Origin of the sequence: Haloarcula vallismortis ATCC 29715 (assembly GCF_000337775.1) — an archaeon.
Taxonomy (GTDB): Archaea; Halobacteriota; Halobacteria; order Halobacteriales; family Haloarculaceae; genus Haloarcula; species Haloarcula vallismortis.
Map to the genome: position 1 here is coordinate 12,829 of NZ_AOLQ01000054.1, position 23,754 is coordinate 36,582.

Annotated in this window: 23 protein-coding genes; 6 read left to right on the forward strand and 17 right to left on the reverse strand. The window is 62.7% G+C overall.

The window, feature by feature from the left end; translation table 11 throughout:
- The first annotated feature begins 354 nt into the window (after positions 1–354).
- The 3 genes from nadE (at position 355) to C437_RS12365 (ending at position 3,000) form a co-directional block, all read left to right on the forward strand.
- On the forward strand, positions 355–1,203 hold the full coding sequence (gene nadE / locus C437_RS12355; RefSeq protein ID WP_004517296.1) for an NAD(+) synthase: 849 nt from the start codon (positions 355–357) through the stop codon (positions 1,201–1,203).
- A 145-nt stretch (positions 1,204–1,348) separates the two neighbouring features.
- Entirely contained in the window at positions 1,349–1,546 is a 198-nt protein-coding gene (locus tag C437_RS12360; RefSeq protein WP_004517297.1) for a hypothetical protein, read from the forward strand.
- Between the two features lie 119 nt (positions 1,547–1,665).
- On the forward strand, positions 1,666–3,000 hold the full coding sequence (locus tag C437_RS12365) for a 5'-deoxyadenosine deaminase (protein ID WP_004517298.1): 1,335 nt from the start codon (positions 1,666–1,668) through the stop codon (positions 2,998–3,000).
- Between the two features lie 24 nt (positions 3,001–3,024).
- Here C437_RS12365 and phnE read toward each other — a convergent pair whose 3' ends face one another.
- From phnE to yqeC, 6 genes are all read right to left on the reverse strand, one after another.
- Positions 3,025–3,903: a phosphonate ABC transporter, permease protein PhnE gene (phnE, locus tag C437_RS12370; protein ID WP_004517299.1), complete on the reverse strand. Its 879-nt coding sequence runs from the start codon at positions 3,901–3,903 to the stop codon at positions 3,025–3,027.
- Positions 3,896–4,717, reverse strand: a complete 822-nt coding sequence (locus tag C437_RS12375; RefSeq protein WP_004517300.1) for a phosphonate ABC transporter ATP-binding protein — start codon at positions 4,715–4,717, stop codon at positions 3,896–3,898. The genes phnE and C437_RS12375 overlap by 8 nt, the downstream gene beginning before the upstream one ends.
- Entirely contained in the window at positions 4,714–5,589 is an 876-nt protein-coding gene (gene phnD, locus C437_RS12380) for a phosphate/phosphite/phosphonate ABC transporter substrate-binding protein (protein ID WP_049919772.1), read from the reverse strand. Before phnD ends, C437_RS12375 begins: the two co-directional genes overlap by 4 nt.
- 89 nt (positions 5,590–5,678) lie before the next feature.
- A complete protein-coding gene (locus C437_RS12385; protein ID WP_004517302.1) occupies positions 5,679–6,059 on the reverse strand; it encodes a Rid family detoxifying hydrolase in 381 nt (126 codons plus the stop codon).
- Positions 6,060–6,091: 32 nt separating this feature from the next.
- Entirely contained in the window at positions 6,092–6,709 is a 618-nt protein-coding gene (locus tag C437_RS12390) for a nucleotidyltransferase family protein (protein WP_004517303.1), read from the reverse strand.
- Positions 6,710–6,751: 42 nt separating this feature from the next.
- Entirely contained in the window at positions 6,752–7,537 is a 786-nt protein-coding gene (gene yqeC, locus C437_RS12395) for a selenium cofactor biosynthesis protein YqeC (RefSeq protein WP_004517304.1), read from the reverse strand.
- A gap of 94 nt (positions 7,538–7,631) precedes the next feature.
- On the opposite strand from yqeC, the gene C437_RS12400 reads away from it, so the two are divergent.
- On the forward strand, positions 7,632–7,880 hold the full coding sequence (locus C437_RS12400; RefSeq protein WP_004517305.1) for a sulfurtransferase TusA family protein: 249 nt from the start codon (positions 7,632–7,634) through the stop codon (positions 7,878–7,880).
- A gap of 2 nt (positions 7,881–7,882) precedes the next feature.
- Positions 7,883–8,923 (forward strand): selenide, water dikinase SelD, encoded by a 1,041-nt coding sequence (gene selD, locus C437_RS12405; RefSeq protein ID WP_004517306.1) that lies wholly within the window; start codon positions 7,883–7,885, stop codon positions 8,921–8,923.
- Positions 8,924–8,940: 17 nt separating this feature from the next.
- On the opposite strand, the gene yqeB is transcribed toward selD, so the two are convergent.
- The 9 genes from yqeB to C437_RS12450 all read right to left on the reverse strand — a co-directional run bounded on the left by yqeB (position 8,941) and on the right by C437_RS12450 (position 19,219).
- Positions 8,941–10,521 (reverse strand): selenium-dependent molybdenum cofactor biosynthesis protein YqeB, encoded by a 1,581-nt coding sequence (yqeB, locus tag C437_RS12410; protein WP_004517307.1) that lies wholly within the window; start codon positions 10,519–10,521, stop codon positions 8,941–8,943.
- Positions 10,518–10,763, reverse strand: a complete 246-nt coding sequence (locus C437_RS12415) for a hypothetical protein (RefSeq protein WP_004517308.1) — start codon at positions 10,761–10,763, stop codon at positions 10,518–10,520. The genes yqeB and C437_RS12415 overlap by 4 nt, the downstream gene beginning before the upstream one ends.
- 2 nt (positions 10,764–10,765) lie before the next feature.
- Entirely contained in the window at positions 10,766–11,119 is a 354-nt protein-coding gene (locus C437_RS12420) for a DsrE family protein (RefSeq protein ID WP_004517309.1), read from the reverse strand.
- Positions 11,116–11,487, reverse strand: coding sequence for a DsrE/DsrF/TusD sulfur relay family protein (locus tag C437_RS12425; RefSeq protein ID WP_004517310.1), 372 nt, complete (start codon positions 11,485–11,487; stop codon positions 11,116–11,118). Before C437_RS12425 ends, C437_RS12420 begins: the two co-directional genes overlap by 4 nt.
- 100 nt (positions 11,488–11,587) lie before the next feature.
- The gene (locus tag C437_RS12430; RefSeq protein WP_004517311.1) at positions 11,588–14,068 is read right to left on the reverse strand and encodes a xanthine dehydrogenase family protein molybdopterin-binding subunit; all 2,481 of its coding nucleotides are present in this window, start codon (positions 14,066–14,068) and stop codon (positions 11,588–11,590) included.
- Positions 14,065–14,634, reverse strand: coding sequence for a (2Fe-2S)-binding protein (locus C437_RS12435; protein WP_004517312.1), 570 nt, complete (start codon positions 14,632–14,634; stop codon positions 14,065–14,067). The genes C437_RS12430 and C437_RS12435 overlap by 4 nt, the downstream gene beginning before the upstream one ends.
- 124 nt (positions 14,635–14,758) lie before the next feature.
- Entirely contained in the window at positions 14,759–17,206 is a 2,448-nt protein-coding gene (locus tag C437_RS12440) for a xanthine dehydrogenase family protein molybdopterin-binding subunit (RefSeq protein WP_004517313.1), read from the reverse strand.
- On the reverse strand, positions 17,199–17,777 hold the full coding sequence (locus tag C437_RS12445; protein ID WP_170832137.1) for a (2Fe-2S)-binding protein: 579 nt from the start codon (positions 17,775–17,777) through the stop codon (positions 17,199–17,201). Before C437_RS12445 ends, C437_RS12440 begins: the two co-directional genes overlap by 8 nt.
- A gap of 209 nt (positions 17,778–17,986) precedes the next feature.
- Complete coding sequence (locus C437_RS12450; RefSeq protein WP_049919773.1) at positions 17,987–19,219, reverse strand: Zn-dependent hydrolase; 1,233 nt, start codon at positions 19,217–19,219, stop codon at positions 17,987–17,989.
- A 149-nt stretch (positions 19,220–19,368) separates the two neighbouring features.
- Between C437_RS12450 and C437_RS12455 the strand changes: the two genes are divergently transcribed.
- Positions 19,369–21,084 (forward strand): N-acyl-D-amino-acid deacylase family protein, encoded by a 1,716-nt coding sequence (locus C437_RS12455; protein ID WP_049919774.1) that lies wholly within the window; start codon positions 19,369–19,371, stop codon positions 21,082–21,084.
- Positions 21,085–21,124: 40 nt separating this feature from the next.
- On the opposite strand, the gene C437_RS12460 is transcribed toward C437_RS12455, so the two are convergent.
- Both C437_RS12460 and C437_RS12465 read right to left on the reverse strand, forming a co-directional pair.
- Positions 21,125–22,243 carry a BMP family ABC transporter substrate-binding protein gene (locus C437_RS12460; RefSeq protein WP_004517317.1) on the reverse strand — a complete coding sequence of 373 codons (1,119 nt, stop codon included), beginning with the start codon at positions 22,241–22,243 and terminating at the stop codon, positions 21,125–21,127.
- A 195-nt stretch (positions 22,244–22,438) separates the two neighbouring features.
- Positions 22,439–23,581, reverse strand: coding sequence for a BMP family ABC transporter substrate-binding protein (locus tag C437_RS12465; protein WP_004517318.1), 1,143 nt, complete (start codon positions 23,579–23,581; stop codon positions 22,439–22,441).
- Between the last annotated feature and the right edge of the window lie 173 nt (positions 23,582–23,754).

The following is a 23,754-nucleotide window of genomic DNA, read 5'->3' on the forward strand; positions in this document are numbered from 1 at the left end:
CCAGAACACGGTTGGCGGGAGCCGAGATGAGCGGCAGGGTAGATCTCTCTGAAAGCGCCTATCTCTCCCGGCTTAATTCTGAATTATGTACAATATCTCGGGTATAGTGATGCATCCCTCAGATTATGTGCCAAGATGGGTTTGGTATTAATTAGAAAAATAGGAATACTTTGAATACCCTCTCGTAATATATATAAGGTGTATCGAGGCTACGGAAGACACCCATGACGTTTGTCGACAACAGTTATACGACACTAGTGACCTACGTTGCAGTATGATTAGGTTGGTTGGCTACGAGCGTTTCGGCAGTCGCATCTCCGAGCGTACCCTAAGTAGCGGAGGAGGAGAGAGTCCGTGAGTAAATCGACGCACCCGCACACGCTCAAACTCCCGCGCGAGGAACACGGGTTGGCGACATCGACTGCGGCGACCAGACGGATACAGGGCATTCTCCCAGCGTTTCTGGAAAAGAAGCTCATCGATGCGGGGGCCAATGGACTGGTTGTTCCGCTCGACGGCAGTGTCGAATCGACGGTTGCGGCGGCGCTGGCCGTTGACGGCATCGGGGCCGACTACGTGACCGGACTGGTGATGCCGGTACAGCTAAGCGACGAAGGACCTGCCCGGACGGCTGAAACCGTCGCGTCGCTGCTTGACATCGACTGCCACCGACTCCATCTGCAGCCAGTGCTTACGGCGTTCCGACGAGTCGTTGGTGCGACCGGTGAGCCGACCGATGACCTCGTGGCGATGCAAAACGCCGGCGAGCGATTTCGGATGGCGTGTAAGTACTACGTCGCAAACACCAGAAACGAACTCGTCGTCGGGACGGTCTCCCGGACTGACCGGCTGCTGGGCTCCGTTGCGAAACACGGTGAAAACGGCGTAGACCTGTCGCTGTTTGGCGATCTCTACCGGACTGAGATCGAGGCCGTGGCTGCTGCGCTCGCGGTCCCATCGGACCTCCTCGAGCAGTCCTCACATCCAGTGGAGCACACTGGTGCAACTGATGCGGCGGAACTGGGCATAGACCAGCAAGCTCTCGATAGCATCCTCCACTTCGCGATTGATAGGGGCTATTCCGCGTCGATGGTGGCCGAGAAAGTCGGTGTTGACGAACCTGTCGTTGAGCGTACGATTCAGTGGTGTGCCAGTACGCGCCACAAGCGACACACGCCACCAAAGCCTTCGATGGATAGCTGACACTCTCGTCTGTAGACCTGTGGTGTATTTCGCCACCCCAAAGGCCGCAAAACTCACGCAACAGGTCCGGCCAACAGTATGAGCCAAAACGTTGTGTTTCTGTGAGCAAAGCAGTTAACAGCTATACTCCGCGACTCTCACACCCATGCAGGCCGACCCCGAGGAGATAATCGACACCGGCGACAGGCTACTGTCCGAGTATCCTGAACTGTTTACTGAGCAGTACGAGACAAACACTCGTCTCGTTCAGCGACTTGCCAGCGTGGATTCGTTTCGTACCCAGACCCGACTCACCAGATACATCACCCGCGAGAAACGGACACGAAACGGCCCGAAAACATGACGCTATCGCGAACCACACGCGCCACACGGCGTGCCACACGTCTGTGCCCTGCTTGTCTGCACCCGGCGGTCGCCCCGATATGAGGGCCTTCTTTATACAGAGACGGTCTTGCAGAACGTATGCTACTCACTGGGACTGTCGTTGCGGATTCTGAGACTGTCCTGCCGGACGGGGCGGTCGTCGTCTCCGGGGACCGTATCGAGGCTGTGGGTTCCCGGGACGAACTCGAATCGCAGTACGCCGACCACGAACACCAGTCCTACGACGTGCTGTTGCCGGGACTCGTCGGCGGCCACATCCATTCGGTACAGAGTCTCGGCCGCGGCATTGCCGATGACACTGAACTGCTCGACTGGCTGTTCGACTACATTCTGCCGATGGAGGCCTCCCTGACCGCCGAGGAGATGGAGGTTGCGGCGAAACTGGGCTATCTGGAAATGATCGAAACCGGGACGACGACATGTATCGACCACCTGTCGGTCGCCCACGCGGACCGCGCCTTCGAAGCGGCGGGCGAAATCGGTATCCGCGGCGTGCTCGGCAAGGTGTTGATGGACCAGCGCTCCCCGGACGGCCTGTTAGAGGAGACACAGGCCGCACTGGACGAGTCCGAGCAACTCATTCAGCAGTATCACGGTGCCTACGACGACCGGATCCGATACGCTGTCACCCCGCGCTTTGCCGTCTCCTGTAGCGAGGCTTGCCTTCGCGGCGCACGCGAACTTGCGGACAAATACGACGGCGTCCGCATCCACACTCACGCCAGTGAGAACCAGAGCGAGATCGAGACAGTGAAAGAGGACACTGGGATGCGCAACATTCACTGGCTCGACGAGGTGGGTCTCACCGGCGAGGATGTCGTCCTTGCACACTGCGTCTGGACCGACGAAAGTGAGCGCGAGGTCCTCGCAGAGACGGGGACACACGTCACACACTGTCCGTCATCGAATATGAAACTCGCCAGCGGAATCGCGCCCATCTGGGACTATCGCGACCGCGGCATCAACGTCGCTATCGGAAACGACGGGCCGCCCTGTAACAACACGCTCGACGCATTCACCGAGATGCGACAGGCGAGCCTCCTCCAGAAGGTCGACCAGCTAGACCCGACGGTGACGCCGGCGGCCGAGATCTTCGAGATGGCGACGGTCAACGGCGCGAAAGCTGCTGGCTTCGACGAGCTGGGAGCGATTCGGGAGGGATGGCGCGCCGACATCGTCGGCCTGGATACGGACCTCACGCGGGCGACGCCGCTGCACGACGTGCTCTCCCATCTGGTGTTTGCGGCACATGGCGACGACGTTCGATTCACGATGGTCGACGGAAACGTGCTCATGGAACACGGCGACGTAACCACTATCGACGCCGACGCCGTTCGCTCTCAGGCCTCGACGATGGGGCTAGAGATGGATCTCGAAGACGAACGCACGTCCGCACAGGAACAGAAGCCCTGAGAGCTGTTGTCTCTCGCCCGAGTGTTAGCCGAGCCGCGTCCGTAACCGAGCGCCGAGCCAGTCGTTCGTGACGACCAGCACAAACACGGCGACGATGGCGGTCGAGAGCTTCCCGTACTGCAACCGCTGAATAGTGATGACGAGATAGTACCCGACGCCGCCCGCACCCACGAACCCAAGGATGGCGGCCGACCGGACGGTGCACTCCCAGCGGTACAGCGTGTACGATGCGACTGTGGGCGTCACCTGTGGGACCATCCCGTGACAGACCGCCTGCAGGCGCGTCGCGCCACTCCCGGCAACTGCCTCGGTCGTCATCGGGTCCGTGTCTTCGAGGAAATCAGCGTACAGCTTTCCGAGGACACCGGCGTTGTGAACCGCCAGCGCGAGCACACCTGCAAACGGGCCGAGACCGATAGCGGTGACGAACAGGAATCCCCAGACGATGCCGGGGACAGAGCGCAGGAAGCTGAGTACGGTTCGGCTAGCGTGATAGAGCCCGCGCCCGACGGCGATACGGCTGGCTGAGGCGTTCCTGTACAGCGGGCCGCGATGGGTGACGGTGGCGGCACTGGTCAGACCGAGTGGGACGGCAAGTACGACAGCGAGCGAGGTCCCGACAACGCTGATAGCCAATGTCTCGACGACAGCCCACAGCAGACCGTCTCGAAGACTTCGTCCCAGCAGGTATTCACGGCTACTCTCCGGAGGGATACCCTCGGCGACGAATGCGACCATCTGCTCGCGAGCCCCGGCGGCGAACAGGGCCATCGGGTCCACTTCGGCGATCCACGCCGCGACGGCCAGTATGACACAGCCGCCGAGTAGTGTCGTGAGCTGGCGTTTCGACAGTCCGGGAGCAGCGTGCTGGGCAGCGTCTGGCCCGCTATATTTCTCAGACATACCGCGGAACCGGAGCCCCGCCCTCCTTTTTCGCCCCCGTTCGCTCGGCGTCGGTATTCGGTGTGGATGCGCCCGCTGCAAAGAGGGCTTCCAGTTGCTCGTCGGCCACCGCTGATGCGGGCGCATCAAACTTGATACGGCCGCCAGCCACGCCGACAATCCGCTCGAAGTGCTCCAGTGCTATGTGAACATCGTGGAGGACGGTGATCAGCAGCTCCCCGTCTATGGCGGCGTCGAGCACGTCGATAATGTTCTGACGGGAGCTGGGGTCGAGGTTCGCCGTCGGCTCATCGGCCAACACGACCTCGGCATCCTGCATGAGAGCACGTGCGAAGGCGACCCGCTGGCGTTCGCCGGCACTCAACGATTTCACGGGGACATCGGCCCGTTCGACTAGCCCGACGGCATCGAGGCGTTCGAGCGCTGGCTCTGGGTATCTGGGGAGCAGTGGTTCGATGAAGCCACGGAGCCAGGACAGGCCTCCGATTTGCCCAGTCAGGACATTCGACAATACCGTCCGCCGGTCGACGAGCGTTTCCCCTTGATACGCAAGCGTCGCAGCCGAACCCGTAACGGTGCTCCCGTTGAACGTCACTGTGCCTGCGTTGGGACGTAACGTGCCGGCTGCCAGTCTGAGGAGCGTGGTCTTGCCGGCGCCCGACGGGCCGATGACGGCGACCCGTTCACCGGGAGCCAAACTGAGCGAGACATCCCGCACCGCGACGTTCTCCCCGAATCGCTTGGTGACACTGTCGAAGACGAGTCCGTGCCCTGACTGCTGTTTCTCCGACTGTGCCGTGTGCTCGTTTTTCACCCGTCGCCTCCCTGCTCGATGCCAGCCATCTTGACAGCTGTTTCCAGCGAGGTGAACGCGTCGTGGCTCACCGCGACGTATTTGTCGACGGCTTGCTGGTCGAGAATGTCCGTTCGCCCTTTCGAATCGAGCGTCGTGAACGCTGTCTGGACAGCGTCCGTAGTCGTCCCCTCAAGGGAGGGGGCGACGGCCCACGGATAATCCGGGAAACCGGGAGTTCGCCACAGCTCTTGCACCCCTTCAACGGCGTCGTCTGCGAGCAATCTGTCGTAGATGCGAGCGTTCAGCGCCCCGACGACCCCGTCTGTCCGACCAACTGTCTCTGCCGTTGCGTCGTGGGCACCGACGTGGGTGACCTGCGCGAATGCGTCGGTAGGGAGACCGTACTCCGTCTGAAGATGATACGTCGGCATCACGGTCCCGCTGGTCGAGAGCGGGTCGCCGAACACCAGTTCGGTCTCGCCTGCAGTTTCGACTACGTCCGCCATCTCTGTCAGGTCACTGTCCGACGGCGCGATGAACACGGAGTGCCACTCCGTCTGTTCGTTCCGTGACCCGACAGCGACTGGCTCTGCACCCGCCCGACGATGCGCGAGGATGTAGGACACGCCGCCGTAGTAGGCAATATCGACCTGCTCCGCGACCATTGCCTGTACCATCCCGGCATAGTCAGCCGCTGTGCGTAGCTCGGTTTCGACATCGAGTTCCGTTGCCAGATACGCTGCGAGTTCAGTGTTCTGTTCAATGGCGGTGTCCGGGTCTACGTCGGGCACGACGCCAACCGTTAGGGTCGGGCTCGGCGTCCCTCCGAGACAGCCCGACAGTGAGAGCGCTGCTGCTGTACCCAGGAACTCACGCCTCGTGGGTCGCATTATGCTTCGATGCGAGTCGCCGGGCTTGAAACTTGCGTGGGCCACACCCCGGCTGTGTGGCCCACGATGGCAATGGGCGTCTGTCGGCCTCAGTCGCTCGTTGCGATGGCTTCGATTTCCACGCCGACACCCTTTGGCAGATTTGCGACCTCAACTGCGCTTCGGGCCGGCGGCGCTTCGTCGAAGAAGCCGGCATAGGTGTCGTTCATGGCCTCGAAATCGTCAATATCGTCGAGATAGACGGTCACCTTCAACACGTCGCTCATCTCAAGCCCCTCGGAAGCCAGCACCGCTTTGACGTTCGATAGCGCCTGTTCCGCCTGTGTCGCTATCGGCTCGTCGTCCAGCAGGTCGCCGTCGGGCGTCATCGGAATCTGGCCCGCGGTGAACACGAGCGAGCCGTCTGTCGTTGCCTGACTGTACGCGCCGACCGCATCGGGTGCATCGGCCGTGCTGATAGTTCGTTTCATCGGTCGGGTGTTCCACCATCAGCATCTTAAATTCACAGGCCGTCTCGGCGGTCGGCGAACTCGGTAAAGTCATCGTCGGTGTCGATATCCCAGCGGATTCCGGGGTCCGAAACCTCGATGAACGCTGTCTTCTCGTTGGTGTCGATGATGTCTCGACCACCGCGGTCGCCGGAGACCGAGGCGAGGGCATCGAAATGGCAGCCGTCGAAAAGCACCGGATTGCCCCGCGTCCCCCCGTGTGTGGGAACGACAATGGTTGCCGATTCTGTACGGTACGTCTCGATAAGCGCCTCGATGGTTTCGACGCGGACGAACGGCATATCGCCCAGCAGGAACAGAGCAGCGTCCCAGCCGGCCGAACGAGCGTACTCGACGCCGTGTCGAACGGACGTACTCTGGCCGGTTGCGTACTGGGCATTGTGACGAATCGAAAGGGAAAGCCCATCCAGCGCCTCGGCAACGGCCACGCTTTCGTGTCCGAGGACGGCGACAGTATCCGAGAGCGATGACTCACGGGCGGTTTCGGCTACCTGCCGGACGACCGCTGTTCCGTCGAGAGTCGCCAGCAGTTTGTTCCCAGATTCGTACCGTTCGCTTCGCCCCGCGGCGAGGATAACGCCACCGACTCCGGGCAGGTGCCGCTCTGTCATGCTCGCCCTCGTCTCGCACCGATACTGGCCGTTTCATCTAGCTCAGTCATCGTTCTCTTCCGCTTGCAGATCCGCTGTTGAGACCACTTCACAGACATTCGACGCGAACGACGTAATGACGCCCAGAGAACACCGCGCTGTCTGTGAAAGCGCGTGCGTGAGCACGTCCGTCGCGATACGTTCTTGGGTTTCGGTGTCCGCTTTGTTGACCAGCGGAATCACAGACGCCTTTGCTGGCGCGTTCCGGAGGCCACCGTCTGGATGCGTGAGCACTGTTCCAACGGCTTCTGGGGTAATTGTATCGCCCATCTTTAGGCCGGTGATATCTGCGACTCGCTCCGGCCGGTGAACCACGGCCGTCGTCAGTGGCTCACCGACTGCGGCGACCGAAGCGACCGGGACGACGTGGCTGGCCGTGTTCGGGACGACTGGTTCCCTATCGCCGGGCGCTTTGAACTCCCGCTTGCGTGCCCCGTCAGCCTTGATGAGGAGCCAGTCGAACAGTCCGGCACTGGATAGCTGCTCTACCACACTCGCCTCGAAGCCGCGAACCTTCCGGTCGACTCGCGCCGGGTCGGCTACATCCTCGCGGGCGACGGCAAGCGGTGGGTCGTGTGCCTTGAGGTCGGCGCGCCACTCGTCCGGGCCGGTGAGCGTCAGCGGCAGGTCAGGCGGCGGTGGCATCGCTGTTGTCGTCGTGTAGCCCACGTCGTACCCCTTGTCGGCTCCTTCGACGGTCAACTGTCCCATCGCGGTTTTCTTCCCGCCGGCCCCGACAAAGGCGACAGCGGCGCTGGAGCCCAAGCCCAGCGCAGCAGCCAGATGCATACCGTCGCTGCGCGGAAGACACACAAATAGCTTACCGGGGCAACGGCGTGTGGCGGCGATAGCGTTTTTGTGACCTGGTGACACACGTGACGGTATGGCCCGCGTAGATGTTCGTGGTGAAATCTGCCCCCGGCCGGCGCTCATCGTCCGGCAGGCGCTTTCGGACCTCGATACCGGCGAGACCCTCGTCGTGCGTGGCGACTATCCACCGGCTGAGGAGAACCTCCGGCGGATGTGTACGACGCACGGCATCGACGTGACGACCGCGGAGACCGCTGGCGAGTCCGACGAGTTCGAACTCGAACTGCAGGTAACGGAACTGGCGTCGCTTTCGGAGGCCTGAGTGTGGGGGCTGACGCAGAGACCGATAGCGATGCCGAGACGACGCGCCTGACGGAGTACACGGAACTCCACGGTTGCTCCTGTAAAGTCGGCCAGGGCGACCTCGATTCGCTGCTCGCTGATGCCGGCCTGACCGGTGAGAGCGACCCCTTGCTGTTCGGTATCGGCGAGGATGCCGCTGCCCGGAAACTCACTGACGACATCGCGCTGGTCTCGACGGTGGATTTCTTCACTCCTATCGTCGACGACCCGTACGATTTCGGCCGTGTAGCTGCCTGTAACGCTGCCAGCGACGCGTTCGCCACGGGCGCGGTCGAAAACGTTGACTGCCTCGTCGTCCTCGGATTGCCGCGAGAACTAACCGACAACGCTGCCCCGATCCTCGCAGGCATGGCCGACGCACTGGACACGATGGACGGCGTCATCGCCGGTGGCCACACCATCATGAGCCCGTGGCCGTTCGCCGGCGGAGCCATTTCGGCGACAGCACGGCCCGAGGCCTTGCTCACTTCACAGGGGGCCAGCCCCGGCGACCAGCTCTACCTGACCAAACCAATCGGGACGCAGCCGGCTATGGGAGCGACCCGTGTGACCGACGAGCAGTTCGTCGAGACCGTCACTGACGCCACTGACCGCCCGCTCGACACCATTGCTTCAGAGGCAATCGAGTGGATGACGACGCCGAACCGGGACGCAGTGAGCGCGTGCCGCGAGCACGCGACCGCGGCAACCGATATTACCGGCTTCGGCCTCGCTGGCCAGAGCCGCGTGGTGGCCGCCCGTTCGAACGTCGGCATCGAACTGACACACCTCCCGGTCATCGCAGGAACGCCCGACCTCTCGACACTTTTCGGGTACGGGCTAACCGACGGAGAGAGCGCAGAGACCAGCGGCGGCCTGTTCGTCTCCGTCCCACCGACAGCGACTGATGCCGTCGAATCGGCGTTCGACGACGCTGGCGTGTTCTATCGAGCGGTTGGCCACGCTACGGCCGGACGTGGCGTCACGATTGACGACCCGACCCTCGAAGAAGTCCGTCGCTAACACCGATTAGGAGTGTTCTACCGCAGCCGAAGCGCCGCCTCAAGCACGCCACCACCGAGACACAGTGCCTTGTCGGAGATCTTCGTTGGATCGACAGACTTGCCACGGGGGTCGACATCGCCGAGCTTAGTGCCCTCGCTGACGCTGAGGCCCGTGTGGACGAGGCCGCGAACCAGCCCGTCTATCTCAGTCTCGACCGGCAGGCCGTCGACTCTGCCGACCACATCGCCGGCTGTGACACTATCGCCGATGGCGACTGTCGGTGTCCACTCACCATCGGTCGGTGCGCGGAGCACCCGCTCGTGAGTGTAGCCGCGCCGCTCGCCGGGTTCGCCGTCGTACTCGCTCGCGGTCCCCTCGTAGAACACTCGACCGAGTTCGTGCCCGCGGTCAGTCTCGACGACTGCGTCCACGTCCTCGTCAGCCTCGAAGCCGGGTCCCATCCCGACCACTACGTCGGCGTCCCCCCGGCGCGTGCCGGTGTCGAACGTCCCTTTTGCCATGATAGCGTCGACGAGGACTGTGGCGTCGAGTTCGTCGGCGACGGTCGCTTCAGGGTCAACGAGTACCGGCACGACATCGTCGGCAAGCAGTGCAAGCGCTTCGTCGATGTCCGTCGCTGCCCGGCCAGTGACTCCCTCAACTGTCACCTCGTTCTCGTACAGTGCAGAGCCGAAGGCGACCGCCCGCCGGACCACCGTTGGCTGTTGGACCTCTGTGACGATGACCGGAAAGCCAGCCTGCTTGAGACGATAGACCACGCCGCTCCCAAGGTCGCCGCCGCCGCGGACGACGACGAGCTTATCGAGGTTCAGGCGCGTGGCCCGTTTGCCGGTCGCGTCGTGGCGGTCCATGGTGATCTCGGAGAGAATCGAGAGCGCGACGGCGGCCGGCCCGCTCCCACCGAGGTCGAGTCCGACCGGGGTTCGGACCCGGCTGAGGTCCCGACGGGCGTATCCCGACTCGGCGAGTGAGTCGAGGACGTGGTCGGCCTTTGTCTCGCTGGCGACGAGTCCAACGTAGCCAGCGTCACCGTCCAGCGCCGCGGCGACGGCCTCCTGATCGAACGTCCCGCTTCGCGTCGCAACAGCTACGGCTGTCTCCGTCCCCATCGGCAGGTCACCAAGCACATCGCCGTAGTCGCCATGCATCACGTCGGTATCGCTGGGGAATTGCGCTGGGTCGGCGTACGCCTCGCGGTCGTCAACGACGGTGACGGCGTAGCCCAGCCGTTCCGCCAGCGGGGCCAGTTCGGCACTGATGTGGCCGCCGCCAGCGATATAGAGCCGTGCCTGCCCGCGAACGCGGTCGATGAACACGTCCATCTCGCCGCCACAGACCATGCCCGTGTTACCGCCACGTTCGAGTTCGTACGTCCGGATGCCGGGGTCATCAGCCCCGGCAAGCACCGACCGGGCATCCTGGACGGCGAGGTGTTCGACCGTCCCACCTCCGATGGTCCCGTACTCGTCGTCGCTTGTGACTATCATCTTGTCTCCGACGTCCCGTGGTGTACTGCCGTCCTTACGGACGATAGTCAGGAGCGCCGCCGGCTCCCCTTGGGCAGCCAGTTCGTCGAGTCGCTCGAACAGGCTCATACGAAGCTCTTGACCTCCTGTTCGACGAGACTCTCGACTACGGCGTCGTAGGATATCCGGTCGATGTCCGGCGAGAGCGAGACGCCACGTACGTCCACGTCTCTTGCGACAGCTGAGACGGGGGCGTCGATACCTGGTGTGAGGTAGACGCCGTCCTGAATCAGAACGACGTGTGCCTCGGGGTCCCCGGCGGCGGTGCGCAGCCCGATTTCTGCCATCGGTTTGTCGATGAGATATAGCATTGTCAGAAGTCCAGTGTTCGGTCGGCATCGCGGATGCGAGCGGTAACGCGGTCGTCCGACCAGACGACCACGTCGTCGGCGATTTCGCTCTCGTCGACACCGCGCTCGGCCATCGCCGCGCCGTCCGCGACCATCTGTCCGCCCTGTTCTTCCAGATCGGAAACGTGTCCGTCCATGTTGAGCGCCTCGCGGTCGACGGCTTCCCGAGCGCCGTACACGCCGTTTTGAGTGAATACCACGGTCACGTCGTGCATGTCGAAGCCGGCAGCGACGCCGCGGGCCGCCCGCAGTCCCTCCGGGATGTGGACTCGGCCACAGGGCGCACGGGTGAGCAGCACGACGACATCCCGTTTCATAGCGAAACCACCCGGTCGGCCTCGCCGATGATGTCTGCCAGGTCAGGGAGCAGTCCGACTTCGACGCCGTCGGGGTAGTCGGCAGGCGCGTCGATGCCGCGTGCGTCGACACAGAGCCCACAGCAGATGACCTCCGCCCCGTCCGCGATGAGTTCCTGAAACTTCTCTGTCGGCATCTCGTCGTACAGGCCGCTATCCGAACAGCCGGGCAGCGTCTGGTCCGCGACAGGAACGAGCGCGCCGTCGAGATAGTGGAAGTAGCTCACCTCGTGGCCCTGATCCAGCGCCGCCCGCCCCAGCTCGTAGGCGGTGCGCCACCGCTCACTGTCGAAGGGACCCCCTGTCAGCAGAAACCCGATGTACGCCATACTGTCGAAATTTTCTCGAACAGCTCTTAATAGTTTGCTCGGCACACGAAAAAACACTCCGTGTGTGATATTACTCGGAGGAAAACTGCCCGAAACCAACCTATTTACGGTCGCCAGATCGGTCGTCGAGCGCCGTCTTCACGTCGTCTGCGGTGAACGGTAGCTCGGTCAGCCGGACGCCGACGGCGTCGCGGATCGCGTTCGAAAGCGCTGGCGGAACCCCGTTTGTCGGGAGTTCCGCGATAGACTTTGCGCCGAACGGACCCGTGGGTTCGTGTGTTTCGACGAGAACTGTCTCCATTTCTGGGTGGTCCGTCGTCCGCGGCATTCCGTACTGGCGAAAGCCGAGCACTTCGGGGTTCCCGTCGTCGTCGAAGGTCAGATCGCCGCTCGTGGCGTATTCGAGGCTCATGTGCTCGCCGCCCTCTATCTGGCCCTCGACCAGTGCGGGGTTGATGGCGACGCCGCAATCCGCCGCGAACGCCAGCTTGTTGAGTTCGTATTCGCCGGTCTCCGTATCGACAGTTACGTCGACGAACTGCGCACCGTAGGGCGGTGGGCTCTCGTCGGTTGAGTGGTTGCCGTCCCCGAGGATGTGTTCGCGCTCGTCGTCGCCGTAGGTCGCTTCGTAGCCGATCTCCTCCAGCGATACGCGGTTCCCGGTTCGCTCGCTGTACACGCTGCCGTCGCCGGTGTCGAGTGCTTCTGGCGACTCCCCGAGCAGTTTCGACCCCCACTCCAGTAACCGCTCTTTCGCGTCTTCGGCGGCCTTCTTTACCGCTCGACCGCTGATGTACGTCGTCGAGGATGCGTACGCGCCGTAATCGAACGGCGTCAGGTCGGTGTCGGCGGCGATGACGACGACATCTTCTGGAGTGCAGCCCAGTACCTCGGCGGTGATCTGGGAGAACATCGTGTCCGCGCCGGTACCGGTGTCGACCCCGCCGACCTGCAGGTGGAAGCTCCCGTCCTCGTTCATCTGTACCTGTGCCGCGCCGAGTTCCTTCCCCGCAACGCCGCTTCCCTGGGCGATGAGCGCCATTCCGACCCCGCGCTCACGGTGGTCCTCGTCTGGTTGTTCGAGCTCGTCGTAGCCGATTGCTTCCTTCCCGCGCTCGACACATTCGCGGATGCCACACGAGCGAATCTCGCGGGTGAACCGGTCGCCGTCTTTCAGAATTGCGACGCTCCGGTCGATGTCGCCCTCTCGCACCGCGTTCTGCAGGCGGAATTCGATAGGGTCGAAATCGAGCCGGCGGGCCACCTCGTCCATGTGTGCTTCGACGGCGAAATGCCCCTGTGGAGCGCCGTAGCCCCGCATAGCCGCCCCCATCGGGAGGTTCGTGTGGACCACATCGCCAGAAAAGCGGACGTTCGGAACGCGTGGATAGAGCGGGAGCGGCTTCGTTCCGACGTTGTTCGCGACGGTCATGCCGTGGGTGCCGTAGGCCCCCGAGTTCGACAGCGTGTAGAGGTCCATCGCCTCGATATCGCCCTCGTCCGTCACGGCCGTCTTCATGCGCATCCGCATCGGATGGCGAAAGCGAAGCGCGGTGAACTCCTCCTGCCGGCTCATCTCCAGTTTGACCGGCCGGTCGGCCGCCAGATGCAATGCGAACGCTATCGGCTCGATTGCCATCTCCTGTTTCGACCCGAATCCAGCGCCGATTCGCGGCTTCTTCACCCGCACGTCGCGGATGGGAACGTCGAACAGGTGGGCTATCTGGCGGCGGGTGTGAAAGGGGACCTGCGTCGCTGTGATGAACGTGTGACGCTCGTCCTCGTCCGTGTAGGCGATGGTCGTGTGCGGTTCCGGGACGCAGTGGGACTGGTATGGCGTTTCCCACTCCGTCTGGACGACATGTCGGTCCGTCGCAGCCTCGGCTGTCTCGAACGCCGCGTCCACGTCCCCCAGTTCCCCGTCGAAGTGGGATTCGAGGTTTCTCGCGTAATCCGCGCCCGACTGCTTGTTTTCCACGTCGTCGGTTTCAAACAGTTGTGGCGCGTCCTCCGCAAGGGCTTCTTCGGGATCGAACACGGCGTCGAGTTCCCGGTACTCGATCTCGATCTTCCGTGCGGCTCGGTCGGCCGTTTCTGGGTCCTCAGCCGCCACTGCGGCGACTGGGTCGCCGACGAAGCGGACGTGCTCGCGTAACACGTTCAGGTCCCACGGGCTCGGCTCGGGGTAGGACTGGCCCGAACTGGAGTACAGCTTGTCCGGGACCACGTCGTCAAAGGGCGTGATGACGGCGCGGACGCCATCCATCGCCTCGGCGGCGCTCGTGTCGACTGATTCGACGTAGCCGTGGGCGATGTCACTGCGAACCACCTTCCCGTGAGCGAGGTCCGGAAACCGGTCGTGGTAGTCCGCCGTGTAGCGAGCCTCACCGGTGACGATCTTGCGCGCGTCGTCTTTCTCCTCGTTCACGGTAATGGCGTCGCGCTCGGATTCGGCCTTCCGGTCGGGTTCGCGTGCTACGTCCGCCTCTGCCTCTCCTTCAACTTCGGCAGAATCCGCTTCGTCTATCCCTGTCGTGTCTGACCGCCCGTCTGTCTCTCGGGCTCGGTCGGAATCACTCACTGGTCGCCCTCCATGCAGCCGCAGTCGGTGCGCAAACACTCGATCTCGGCGGTGGTTCCGCTGTCGCTATTGAGAGTCGGCCCACCGTCCGTGGCGACGGCTGTCCCGTCGTCCATCTGTTCGGCGGCGTCCAGCACCGCCGCGACGATTTTCTTGTAGCCGGTACACCGACAGAGGTTGTCCGACAGCGCCTCGCGGACCTCCTGTTCGGTCGGGGCCGGATTCTCTTCCAGCAGCGCCGTCGAGCGCATAATCATCCCAGGAATGCAAAACCCGCACTGCAGCGCAGTATTATCTACGAACGCCTGTTGCACCGGATGCAGGTCGTCTTGTGTACCCAGACCTTCGATTGTCTCGACGGCTGCGCCCTGCACTGTCGTCACCGGCTTGACGCAGGATTTCACCGGCTCCCCGTCGACGCGCACCGTACAGAAGCCGCACGCGCCAGTGTCACATCCCCGCTTCGCGCCGGTGTACCCGTTCCGTCGAAGAACGTCGAGAAGCGAATCGGATTTCGACGCTTCGACAGTCCGTTCCACACCGTTCAGTTCCAGTTCGATTTCCATATGGCTCATCAGCTCGCTGGCTATGTCAGGTACGTGACGAACAGAAGGGTAAATAGCTATCGCGGATTTGCGATATGGCACGCCGACACACCGGTCTTTGCCGTGACTGGCTCCGTGTCCCGAGTCAGGCTTCGCGCTCGTCCAGTTTTGACTCGATTTTCTCGGCGGTAATGGGCATTTCCCGGATACGGACTCCGACGGCATCCCGGACGGCGTTTGACAGCGCCGGCGGGACCGTGTTAGTCGGGACTTCGGCGACTGATTTCGCGCCAAACGGACCGGTCGGTTCGTGGGTCTCGACCAGAATTGACTCGATGGGCGGCGTCTCGGTTGCCGACGGCAGGCCGTACTCGTCGAAGTCCGTCACCTCAGCCCGCCCCTCGTCGTCGAGCGTGATTCCGTCGCTGACGGCCATCTCGTAGCTCATGTGATTTGCGCCCTCGATCTGGCCCTCGGCCATGCCGGGGTTGATGGCGACGCCGCAGTCGACCGCGACAACCAGTTTATGAACGTCGAACTCGCCGGTGGTTTCGTCGACGGTCACGTCGGCAAATTGCGCGGCGAATGGTGGGGGGCTCTCCTCGGTGCAGTGGGTCCCCTTTCCCAGAATGTGTTCGCGCTCGTCGTCGCCGTAGGCGGCCTCGTAGCCGATGTCTTCAAGCGTGACGGACTTGCCGCTGGCCTCGCTGTATACGGTTCCGTCACCGGTCTCCAACTCCTCGACTGGCTCCTCTAGCAGTTTCGACCCCCAGTCGAGAATTCGTGCTTTCGCATCTTCCGCGGCCTTCTTGACGGCCATACCGCTGATGTACGTCGTCGAAGAGGCGTACGCCCCGTAGTCGAAGGGCGTCACATCAGTATCGGAGGACTTGACGACTATGTCGGACTCATCACAGCCCAGTACTTCCGCGGCAATCTGGAGGAATGCCGTGTCAGCGCCCGTTCCGATGTCGACGCCCCCGACCTGCAGGTGGAAGCTCCCGTCCTCGTTCATCATTATCTGGGCGGCCCCGAGTTCGTCCCCGGCGACGCCGGTCCCCTGAGCAGATAGCGCCATCCCGATGCCGCGGTGCAGATGGTCTTCTTCGGGCTGTTCGAGGTCGTCGTAGCCGATTGCTGCCTTTCCGCGCTCGATACACTCGTCGAGGCCACACGAGCGAATACGTCGGTTCGCCCCTTCGCCGCCCATCATCCCCGCAATCTCGTCGAGGTCACCGACCTCCATGTGATGCCGGCGTCGGAATTCGATAGGGTCGAGACCGAGGTCGCGGGCGACCTCGTCGAGATGGCCTTCAAGCGCGAGCGTCCCCTGTGGCGCGCCGTAGCCCCGCATCGCGCCGGTCTGTGGTGTGTTCGTGTGGACAATATCGGCCTCGAAGCGGGCGTTCGGGACCTTCGAGTACAGCGGCATCGGTTTGCTCCCGACGTTGCCAGCGACGGTCATGCCGTGGCTGCCGTACGCGCCGGTGTTCGACAGGGCGTACAGGTCGATGGCCTCGATGTCACCGTCGTCGGTGACGGCTGTCTTCGCTTTGACCGTCATCGGATGGCGCGAGCGCATCGCGTAGAACTCCTCCTCGCGGCTGGCTTCGTAGAGGACCGGCCGGTCGGTGGCAAGCGACAGCGCGAGCGGAATCGGCTCGACGACCATCGCCTGTTTCCCGCCGAACCCGCCGCCGACGCGTGGCTTCTGCACGCGGATGTCACGGATGGGGATGTCGAACAGGTGGGCGAGCTGTCTCCGGGTGTGGTTGGGCACCTGTGTGCTGGTGATGAGAACGTGGCGGTCGTCCTCGTTCGTGTACGCCAACGAGGTGTGTTTCTCGACGTTGGCGTGGGACTGCCGGATGGTTTCCCATTCGCTCTCATGCACGTGGGCCTCGCCGCCGAGCGCCGAATCCACGTCACCCAGCTCGCCCCCGATATGGGACATCCGGTTGCGGTCGTAGTCGTGGCCGACGATCTCGTTCTCGACCTCGCCGCCCTCGAACAACTGCGGCGCGTCTTCGTCGAAGGCCGCCTCCGGGTCAGTGACGTAGTCGTACTCCTCGTAAGATACCTTGATGGCCTCGACGGCGTCCGTTGCAGTCGCCCGGTCCTCGGCGGCGACGGCGGCAATTGGGTCGCCGATGTAGCGGACGTGTTCGTTCAGCACCTGCATGTCCCACGGGCTCGGCTCGGGATATGACTGTCCGGCGCTGGTGTATTTTGTGTTCGGCACTGCGTCGGATTCGGGTGTCAAGACCGCGTCGACGCCATCCATCGCCTCGGCCGCGCTCGTGTCGATATCGGTCACGCGGCCGTGTGGAATTTCGCTTCGGACGACCGCTGCGTACGCGAGGTTCGGATATCGCTCCTCGTAGTCGGCGGTGTACTTCGCCTGCCCGGTGACGAGCTTTCGGTCGTCGTACTTCTCCGCCCGGTGGGAGACGCTGTCGCGCTCGTCGGGTGCCTTGTCGTTGTTCTCGGGTTCGTCCCATTCGAGCGGGTGCTCCTCGTCCCGCCCGTCTTCGATGGCCTCTGACTGGGAGGCCGTGCCCCCGTCGGCCTTGGCCGTCTCGTCGTCACTCATCGCACCCACCTCCACAGCAACCGGTCGACTCAGATCCGCGCAGCGGCGCACTGACCGACTGGCCGCCGTCCGCGGCGACCGACTGCGCCCCCTGTATCCGTTCTGCCGCGTCGAGAACGGCTTCGACCGGCTTCTGATAGCCGGTACAGCGACAGACGTTGTCGTCCAGCGCCTCCCGGACCTCCTGCTCGGTTGGGTCGGGGTTCGAATCCAGCAGTGCCACCGCCTGAATCACCATCCCCGGGATACAGAACCCGCACTGGACGGCGAAGTTATCGACGAACGCCTGCTGGACCGGGTGCAGGTCGTCCTGTGTCCCGAGCGCTGCGACGGTCTGTATCTCACTCCCATCGGCGTCCTCCGCGGCCATTCCGCAGGCCATCACGACTTCGCCGTCAACGAACACCTTCGATGCGCCACAGGTCCCGCCGTCGCAACCACATTTCACGCCGATGTAGCCGTGTTGTCTCAAAACCGTCGCCAAGTCGTCCGCCGACCCGGCTTCGACTGTCGCCCGCTCGCCGTTGATCGTGAGTTCGATATCCACAGAGTTCCCTCCAGTTTTTGGCATGCGATACGGACACACGCCTGTTAGTGAACACGTGTGCAACACCATCTCATATATGTATGGTCCACAGGTGCCTGCTCGCAATGTTGCCAGAAGCAATCACGGCCACGCCCCACCACAGGACAATTGGATGGCACAGCTACGACAGACGTGTCGGTTACTGTGTGTCGTGTGCCAAATCTGTGACAGAATCACTCTGCGAACGGACCCACTCACTCGGCGGCCTTTGCCTGTACGGCGTTCAGTAGTACCTCCGCCCCGGTGACGATGTCATCCCATTCAGTAAACTCGCTTTCGCGATGGCTGATTCCGTCAACGCTTGGGACAAAAATCATGCTCGTCGGGGTTATCTTGTTGAGGTAGTTCGCGTCGTGGCCCGCACCGCTGACGAGCCGTGTGTACTCACAGCCGACCGTCTCGGCGGCCTCGACGACCGTGTCGATGCAGTCTTGATCGAACGGGTCCGCGTCGACTCGCATGATTTCCTCCATCTCGTATTCGAGCCCTTCGCGCTCGGCGGCGTGGGCGACCTCCGCGCTGATCTGTTCGACAGCCGCATCGACAACAGCATCGTCGTACGAGCGGAAGTCGAGCGTGAACTCCACCGTCTCGGGGATGACGTTGATAGCGTTCGGCCACACATCGACGCTACCGACCGTGCCGACGAGGTCTGTCCCCTCGGTTGCTGTGATCCGGCGGACGGCCCGTGTCACGTCCGCCGTCGCCACGAAGGCGTCGTGGCGCATATCCATCGGTGTCGGCCCAGCGTGGTTGGCCTGTCCCTCGAAGGTGACATTCAGCCACGAAAAGCCGAACACGCCCTCGACGGCGGCGACGGGGATGTCCTGCTGTTCGAGAAACGGCCCCTGTTCGACGTGCATCTCGAAGTAGCAGTGGATATCGTCCGCTTCACAGGGTGTTTCGCCCTTGTAGCCGATGCGTTCGAGTTCGTCGCCGAACCGCTTCCCGTCCTTGTCCTCGCGCTCGTACGCGTAGTCGAGGTCGAAGATATCACAGTAGACGCCGCTACCGAGCATGTCCGGCTGGAAGCGGACACCCTCCTCGTTGCTCCAGGCGACGACCTCTAGCGGGCGTTCGGTCCTCTCCCCGGCGTCATTGAATGCCTCGATGACTTCCAGCGCACCGAGGACGCCGATAACGCCGTCGTACCGCCCGCCGTTGTACTGGCTGTCGATGTGCGACCCGAACAGGACCGGCGCGGCGTCGCTCACCGCTCCGTCTCGCCGACCGAAGATGTTTCCCATCGTGTCAATACGGACCTCTAGCCCGGCCTCGCGGAACCACTCGACCAGCGTGTCCCGGGCCGCCTTGTTCTCGTCGGACAGGCTCGGCCTGTTCACGCCGCCCCGTTCCGTCGCGCCGATCTTGTTGAACGTATCGAAGCGCCGTCTGAACCGTTCGCTGTCGAGACTGACGGATGGCATTGGGTAGCTGTTCCGCGGTGTCGTCTTGAAGATTGTGTCGGGGTGGCGTCCCACAGGCCGACAGACGCCGTGTGGCACGCACTCGCCCGCTGTCACACACGGTTGAGACCACCGAAAGAGCCAAACGACCGTTCCGCGAGTCGGCAGACATGACCGAGCCGAGTGCCGCGTCTATCGCGTTCCGAGACGCGCGGGTGCTGGACGGGAGCGGTCGCCCTCCGTTCACTGCGAGCGTGCGTGTTGCTGACGGTCGAATCGATACAATCAGCGAAACCCCGCTTGCGGCCGACCGTGTTGTCGACCTCGATGGGTCGTATCTCGCGCCGGGATTCATCGATATGCATGCACATTCGGAGCTTCGACTGTTCGAGCACCCCGGCGCAAAGGAGAAACTGACGCAGGGGATCACGACGGAAATCCTCGGCCAGGACGGTGTCAGCGTCGCTCCGGTGCCACCAAACCTCACCGACGAGTGGGCGGACCGGGTCAAATCACTTGACGGCACGCTCGGCGAAACGTGGCCGTGGCATACCGTTTCCGGCTACCTCGAAGCGCTTGCATCCGCCGACCCCGCTGTCAACTGTGCGTACTACGCTCCACACGGTAACATCAGGTCGATGCTGGCCGGGTTCGAGGACCGCCCGCTCAGCGGTGAACACGTCGTCGCCGCCGGGCCAGTCACCAGTCAACGGCTCTCCAGACCGACGGCCGACCACGACACAGCGCCCGGCGAACTCGATGCGATTCGACAGGAGCTCGAAGTCGCGCTGGAAGCAGGCGCGTTCGGTATGTCCAAGGGGATGATATACCCGCCCAGTTCGTACGCCCGCGACGAGGAACTGGTGGCGCTCGCTGACACCCTCGCACAGCGCGACTCGTTTATGATATCCCACGTCTGGAACGAGACGGACCGCGTCGTCGAGTCTATTGACCGGTATCTCGACATCTGCCGACGCGGCGGCTGTCACGCCCACGTCTCACATCTCAAGGTCGGTGGCCAGCAAAACTGGGGAGAGTCCGAGGCTGTGCTCGACCTGTTCGACGATGCTGTTGCCCGAGGACAGCGGGTCACCTTTGACCAGTACCCCTACACGGCCGGATCGACGATGCTCACCGCGCTGTTGCCGCCGTGGGCACGACAGGGGGATTCAGAGGCCATCCGTCACCGCCTCAATTCGACGGCGGTTCGGGACCGCATCGCCGCCGACATTTCTACCCCCGGCGACTGGGAGAACCTCGCCTACGCCGCCGGCTCGTGGGACAACATCCTCATTACACGGACGGGAAGTGGGCGGTATCAGGGCGATACTATCGCAGACATTGCCACCGAAGTTGACAGCGAGCCAGTCGACGCGATGTGTGACTTGCTCGTCGCCGAAGAGTTGGACGTGACGATGGCCGACTTCGTGATGGCCGAAGACGACATCGAGCGGTTCCTCGCGGACGACCGCGGCACGTTCTGTACGGACGGTATCTTCGGTGGAAAGCCCCACCCACGGGCCATCGGGGCGTTCAGTCGCATCCTCGAACGGTACGTCCGTGAGCAGGACGTGCTCTCGCCGGAGCTGATGGCGTACAAGGCCGCGGGCAACCCGGCCGACATCCTTGGCCTCAGAGACCGCGGCTACGTCCGCGAGGGGTACATCGCAGATCTCGTCGCTTTCGACCTTGACGCCGTGTCGGCGAACGCGACCTACGAGAACCCATTCCAGTTCTCTGACGGTATGGAGTACGTCCTCGTCGGCGGCGAGATTGCCGTCCGAGACGGCGAACTGACCGGGGAGCGAAACGGCGACGTGCTTCGCTCTTACGAGGAGTGGGGTGGCGCATCCCGTCCGAAACTCGACCGCGCTGCAGGGGACTGACCGCCCTCAGGGAGAACATAACCGCCGAAGTCGGGCTTCCTTACTCCGGCACTTCGCCGTCGACGGCGTCGACGAAACTGTTCATCTCCTGGAACAGGAACTCGTCGCTCTCGCCTTCGAACTCGGAGCCGGCCCAGACGTCCAAGTCGCCGTTGACGATCTCCGCTTCCGTTTCGGCGACGGTGTCTTTGATTTCCTGCGGGACCTCCGGTCCCCATTCGTCGAGCGCAGGGAGGTTCGTCTCCATGCCGCCCCAGAACGCGTCGGATTCCCAGGTCTCGTCCCGGACTGCGGAGATGGTCGGGCCGTAGATCTCTTCCCAGTTCCAGACCGGCGAAATGAGGTAGTTGTCGCCGCCGAACTCGCCCATCGGCGCGTTGTAGCCGGAGGCCCACACGTCCGCCTCGTTTGCGGCCCTGACCGGAGCAGGGGAGTCCTGCTCCTGTGAGATAACGTCACAGCCCTCGTCGATGAGTGAGTTGGCTGCCTGCTTCGAGGTCTGTGGATCGAACCACGCGTTGACCCACCGGATTTTGAACGTCGCGTCCGGATTCACCGACCGCGCGCCGAGCGCCATCGCGTTGATGGAACGAATAACTTCGGGGATCGGGAACGCGGCGACGTAGCCGATGGTGTTGTTCTCGGTCACCATCCCGGCGGCCTGCCCGGCCAGATACCGTGGCTGGTAAATCCGGCCCATGTATCGGCCCATGTTCTCCCGAGTTCGATAGCCGGTCGCGTGCTCGAAGTACGTGTCGGGATACTGTTCCGCAATGTTGAACATCGGGTCCTGGTAACCAAACGTCGTCCCGAAGACGATGTCGGCGTCACCCTGTGCGTATTGCTCGAACACCCGTTCCGAGTCTTCCGGCGCGACAGCTTCCGTATACTCGGTCTCCAGCCAGTCATACTTCTCGTCAACCGTCTTTCGTCCCTCGTCGTGGGCCCAGGACCACCCGAGGTCGCCCACCTCTGAGATGTACACCCAGGCAGCGGTGACGGAGTCCGACCCGGAGCTTCCATCGCTGCCGGTCGTTGTCCCGTCAGCCGTCTCACTGTCGCTGCTCCCGCCACTACAGCCGGCTAGTGCGGCTACTCCTGTTGCCCCAAACGCACCCAGCATCTCCCGCCGCGATATCGGTCGGTTGGTATTCACCATTACTGAACTGGATAGAGGTAACGGAAACTCCTACTTAAGCGATACCATTCTTGACCTTGCAGCGAACGAATATATTCGGTAAAATTTGGTGAAATTCCTCATTCAATACTCAATAATGCTACGAACGTTGTTATCCTCGTCTAAGAGTCACAGTAACACCCAGCCCAGTACTGCAGTCGAAGACCGGTGGCGGGATCAGTTCGGGACCTCGCCCTCGACGGCGTCGACGTAGCTACTCATCTCTTGAAAGAGGAACTCGTCGCTTTCGCCTTCGAACGCCGAACCGGACCAGACATCCAGTTCGCCGTCCAGTATTGCCGAACGGGACTCCGAAACGGTGTCTTTCGCTTCCTGGGGCACGTCCGGTCCCCAGTCGTCCAGACTACAGATTCCTGCGTCAATTCCTTCCCAGTACGCGTCGGAGTCCCAGGTTCCGTCTCTGACAGACTCGATAGTCGGACCGTAGAACTCTTCCCAGTGCCAGATCGGGGACGTGAGATAGTTCTCGCCGGCGATGTCACCCATCGGAGCGTCGTAGCCGGTCGCCCAGACACCCGCATCGGAGGCTGCTCTGAGCGCTGCCGGGGAGTCCTGATGTTGGGCCATTACGTCGACGTTTTCGTCCAGCAGGGCGCTCGCCGCCTCGCTCTCAGTCGGGGGGTCAAACCAGGAGTTCGTCCATCTGACCTTCAGCGTCGCGCTGTCGTTGACAGACGCGGCCCCAAGTGCGTAGGCGTTGATGCCACGGATGACTTCGGGAATCGGGAATGCCGCCACGTATCCTAGCGTGTCTGTCTCCGTTACGGTCCCGGCGGCCTGTCCGGCGAGATACCGTGGCTGATAGATTCTGCCCATGTACCGCCCCATGTTCTCCATCGTCAGGTAGCCGGTGTTGTGTTCGAAGTACGTGTCGGGGTACTGCTCCGCCACGGACGCCATCGGGTCCTGATACTCGAACGTACAGCCGAAGATGATATCAGCGTCACCCTGTGCGTACTGTTCGAACACCCGCTCGGAATCGGCCGGCGCAACAGCCTCGGTGTACTCGGTCTCTAACCAGTCGTACTCTGCTGCGACTGCCTTCCGACCTTCGTTGTGGGCCCAAGACCAGCCGAGGTCACCGACTTCCGAATTGTACACCCAGGCGGCGGTGACCGAATCCGTCCCATCACTGCCCGTCGCAGTGCCCTCAGCTGCCCCGTCATCGGACGCGCCGGTGGCTGCCTCGCCGTCGCCTCCGTCACCACCACCGCTACAACCGGCAATGCCGGTAATCCCTGCTGCTCCAAGCGCTGCCAGTAGCTGCCGTCTCGATCTGGTATGTTTCTTGCCAACCATTAACTAACCGGGTAGCCCTTCCAGTAACAAGGACTTAAATTGTCCTGTTCGCGCAGCTTTCTCTACGCTATTATCCAGATATATGTTGCAAAACTGGACTAATATTATTATATCTGGCAACTATTTGGATTGTATCTCAACATTATTGTTGGTGCTGGCAAACGGAACCCAGG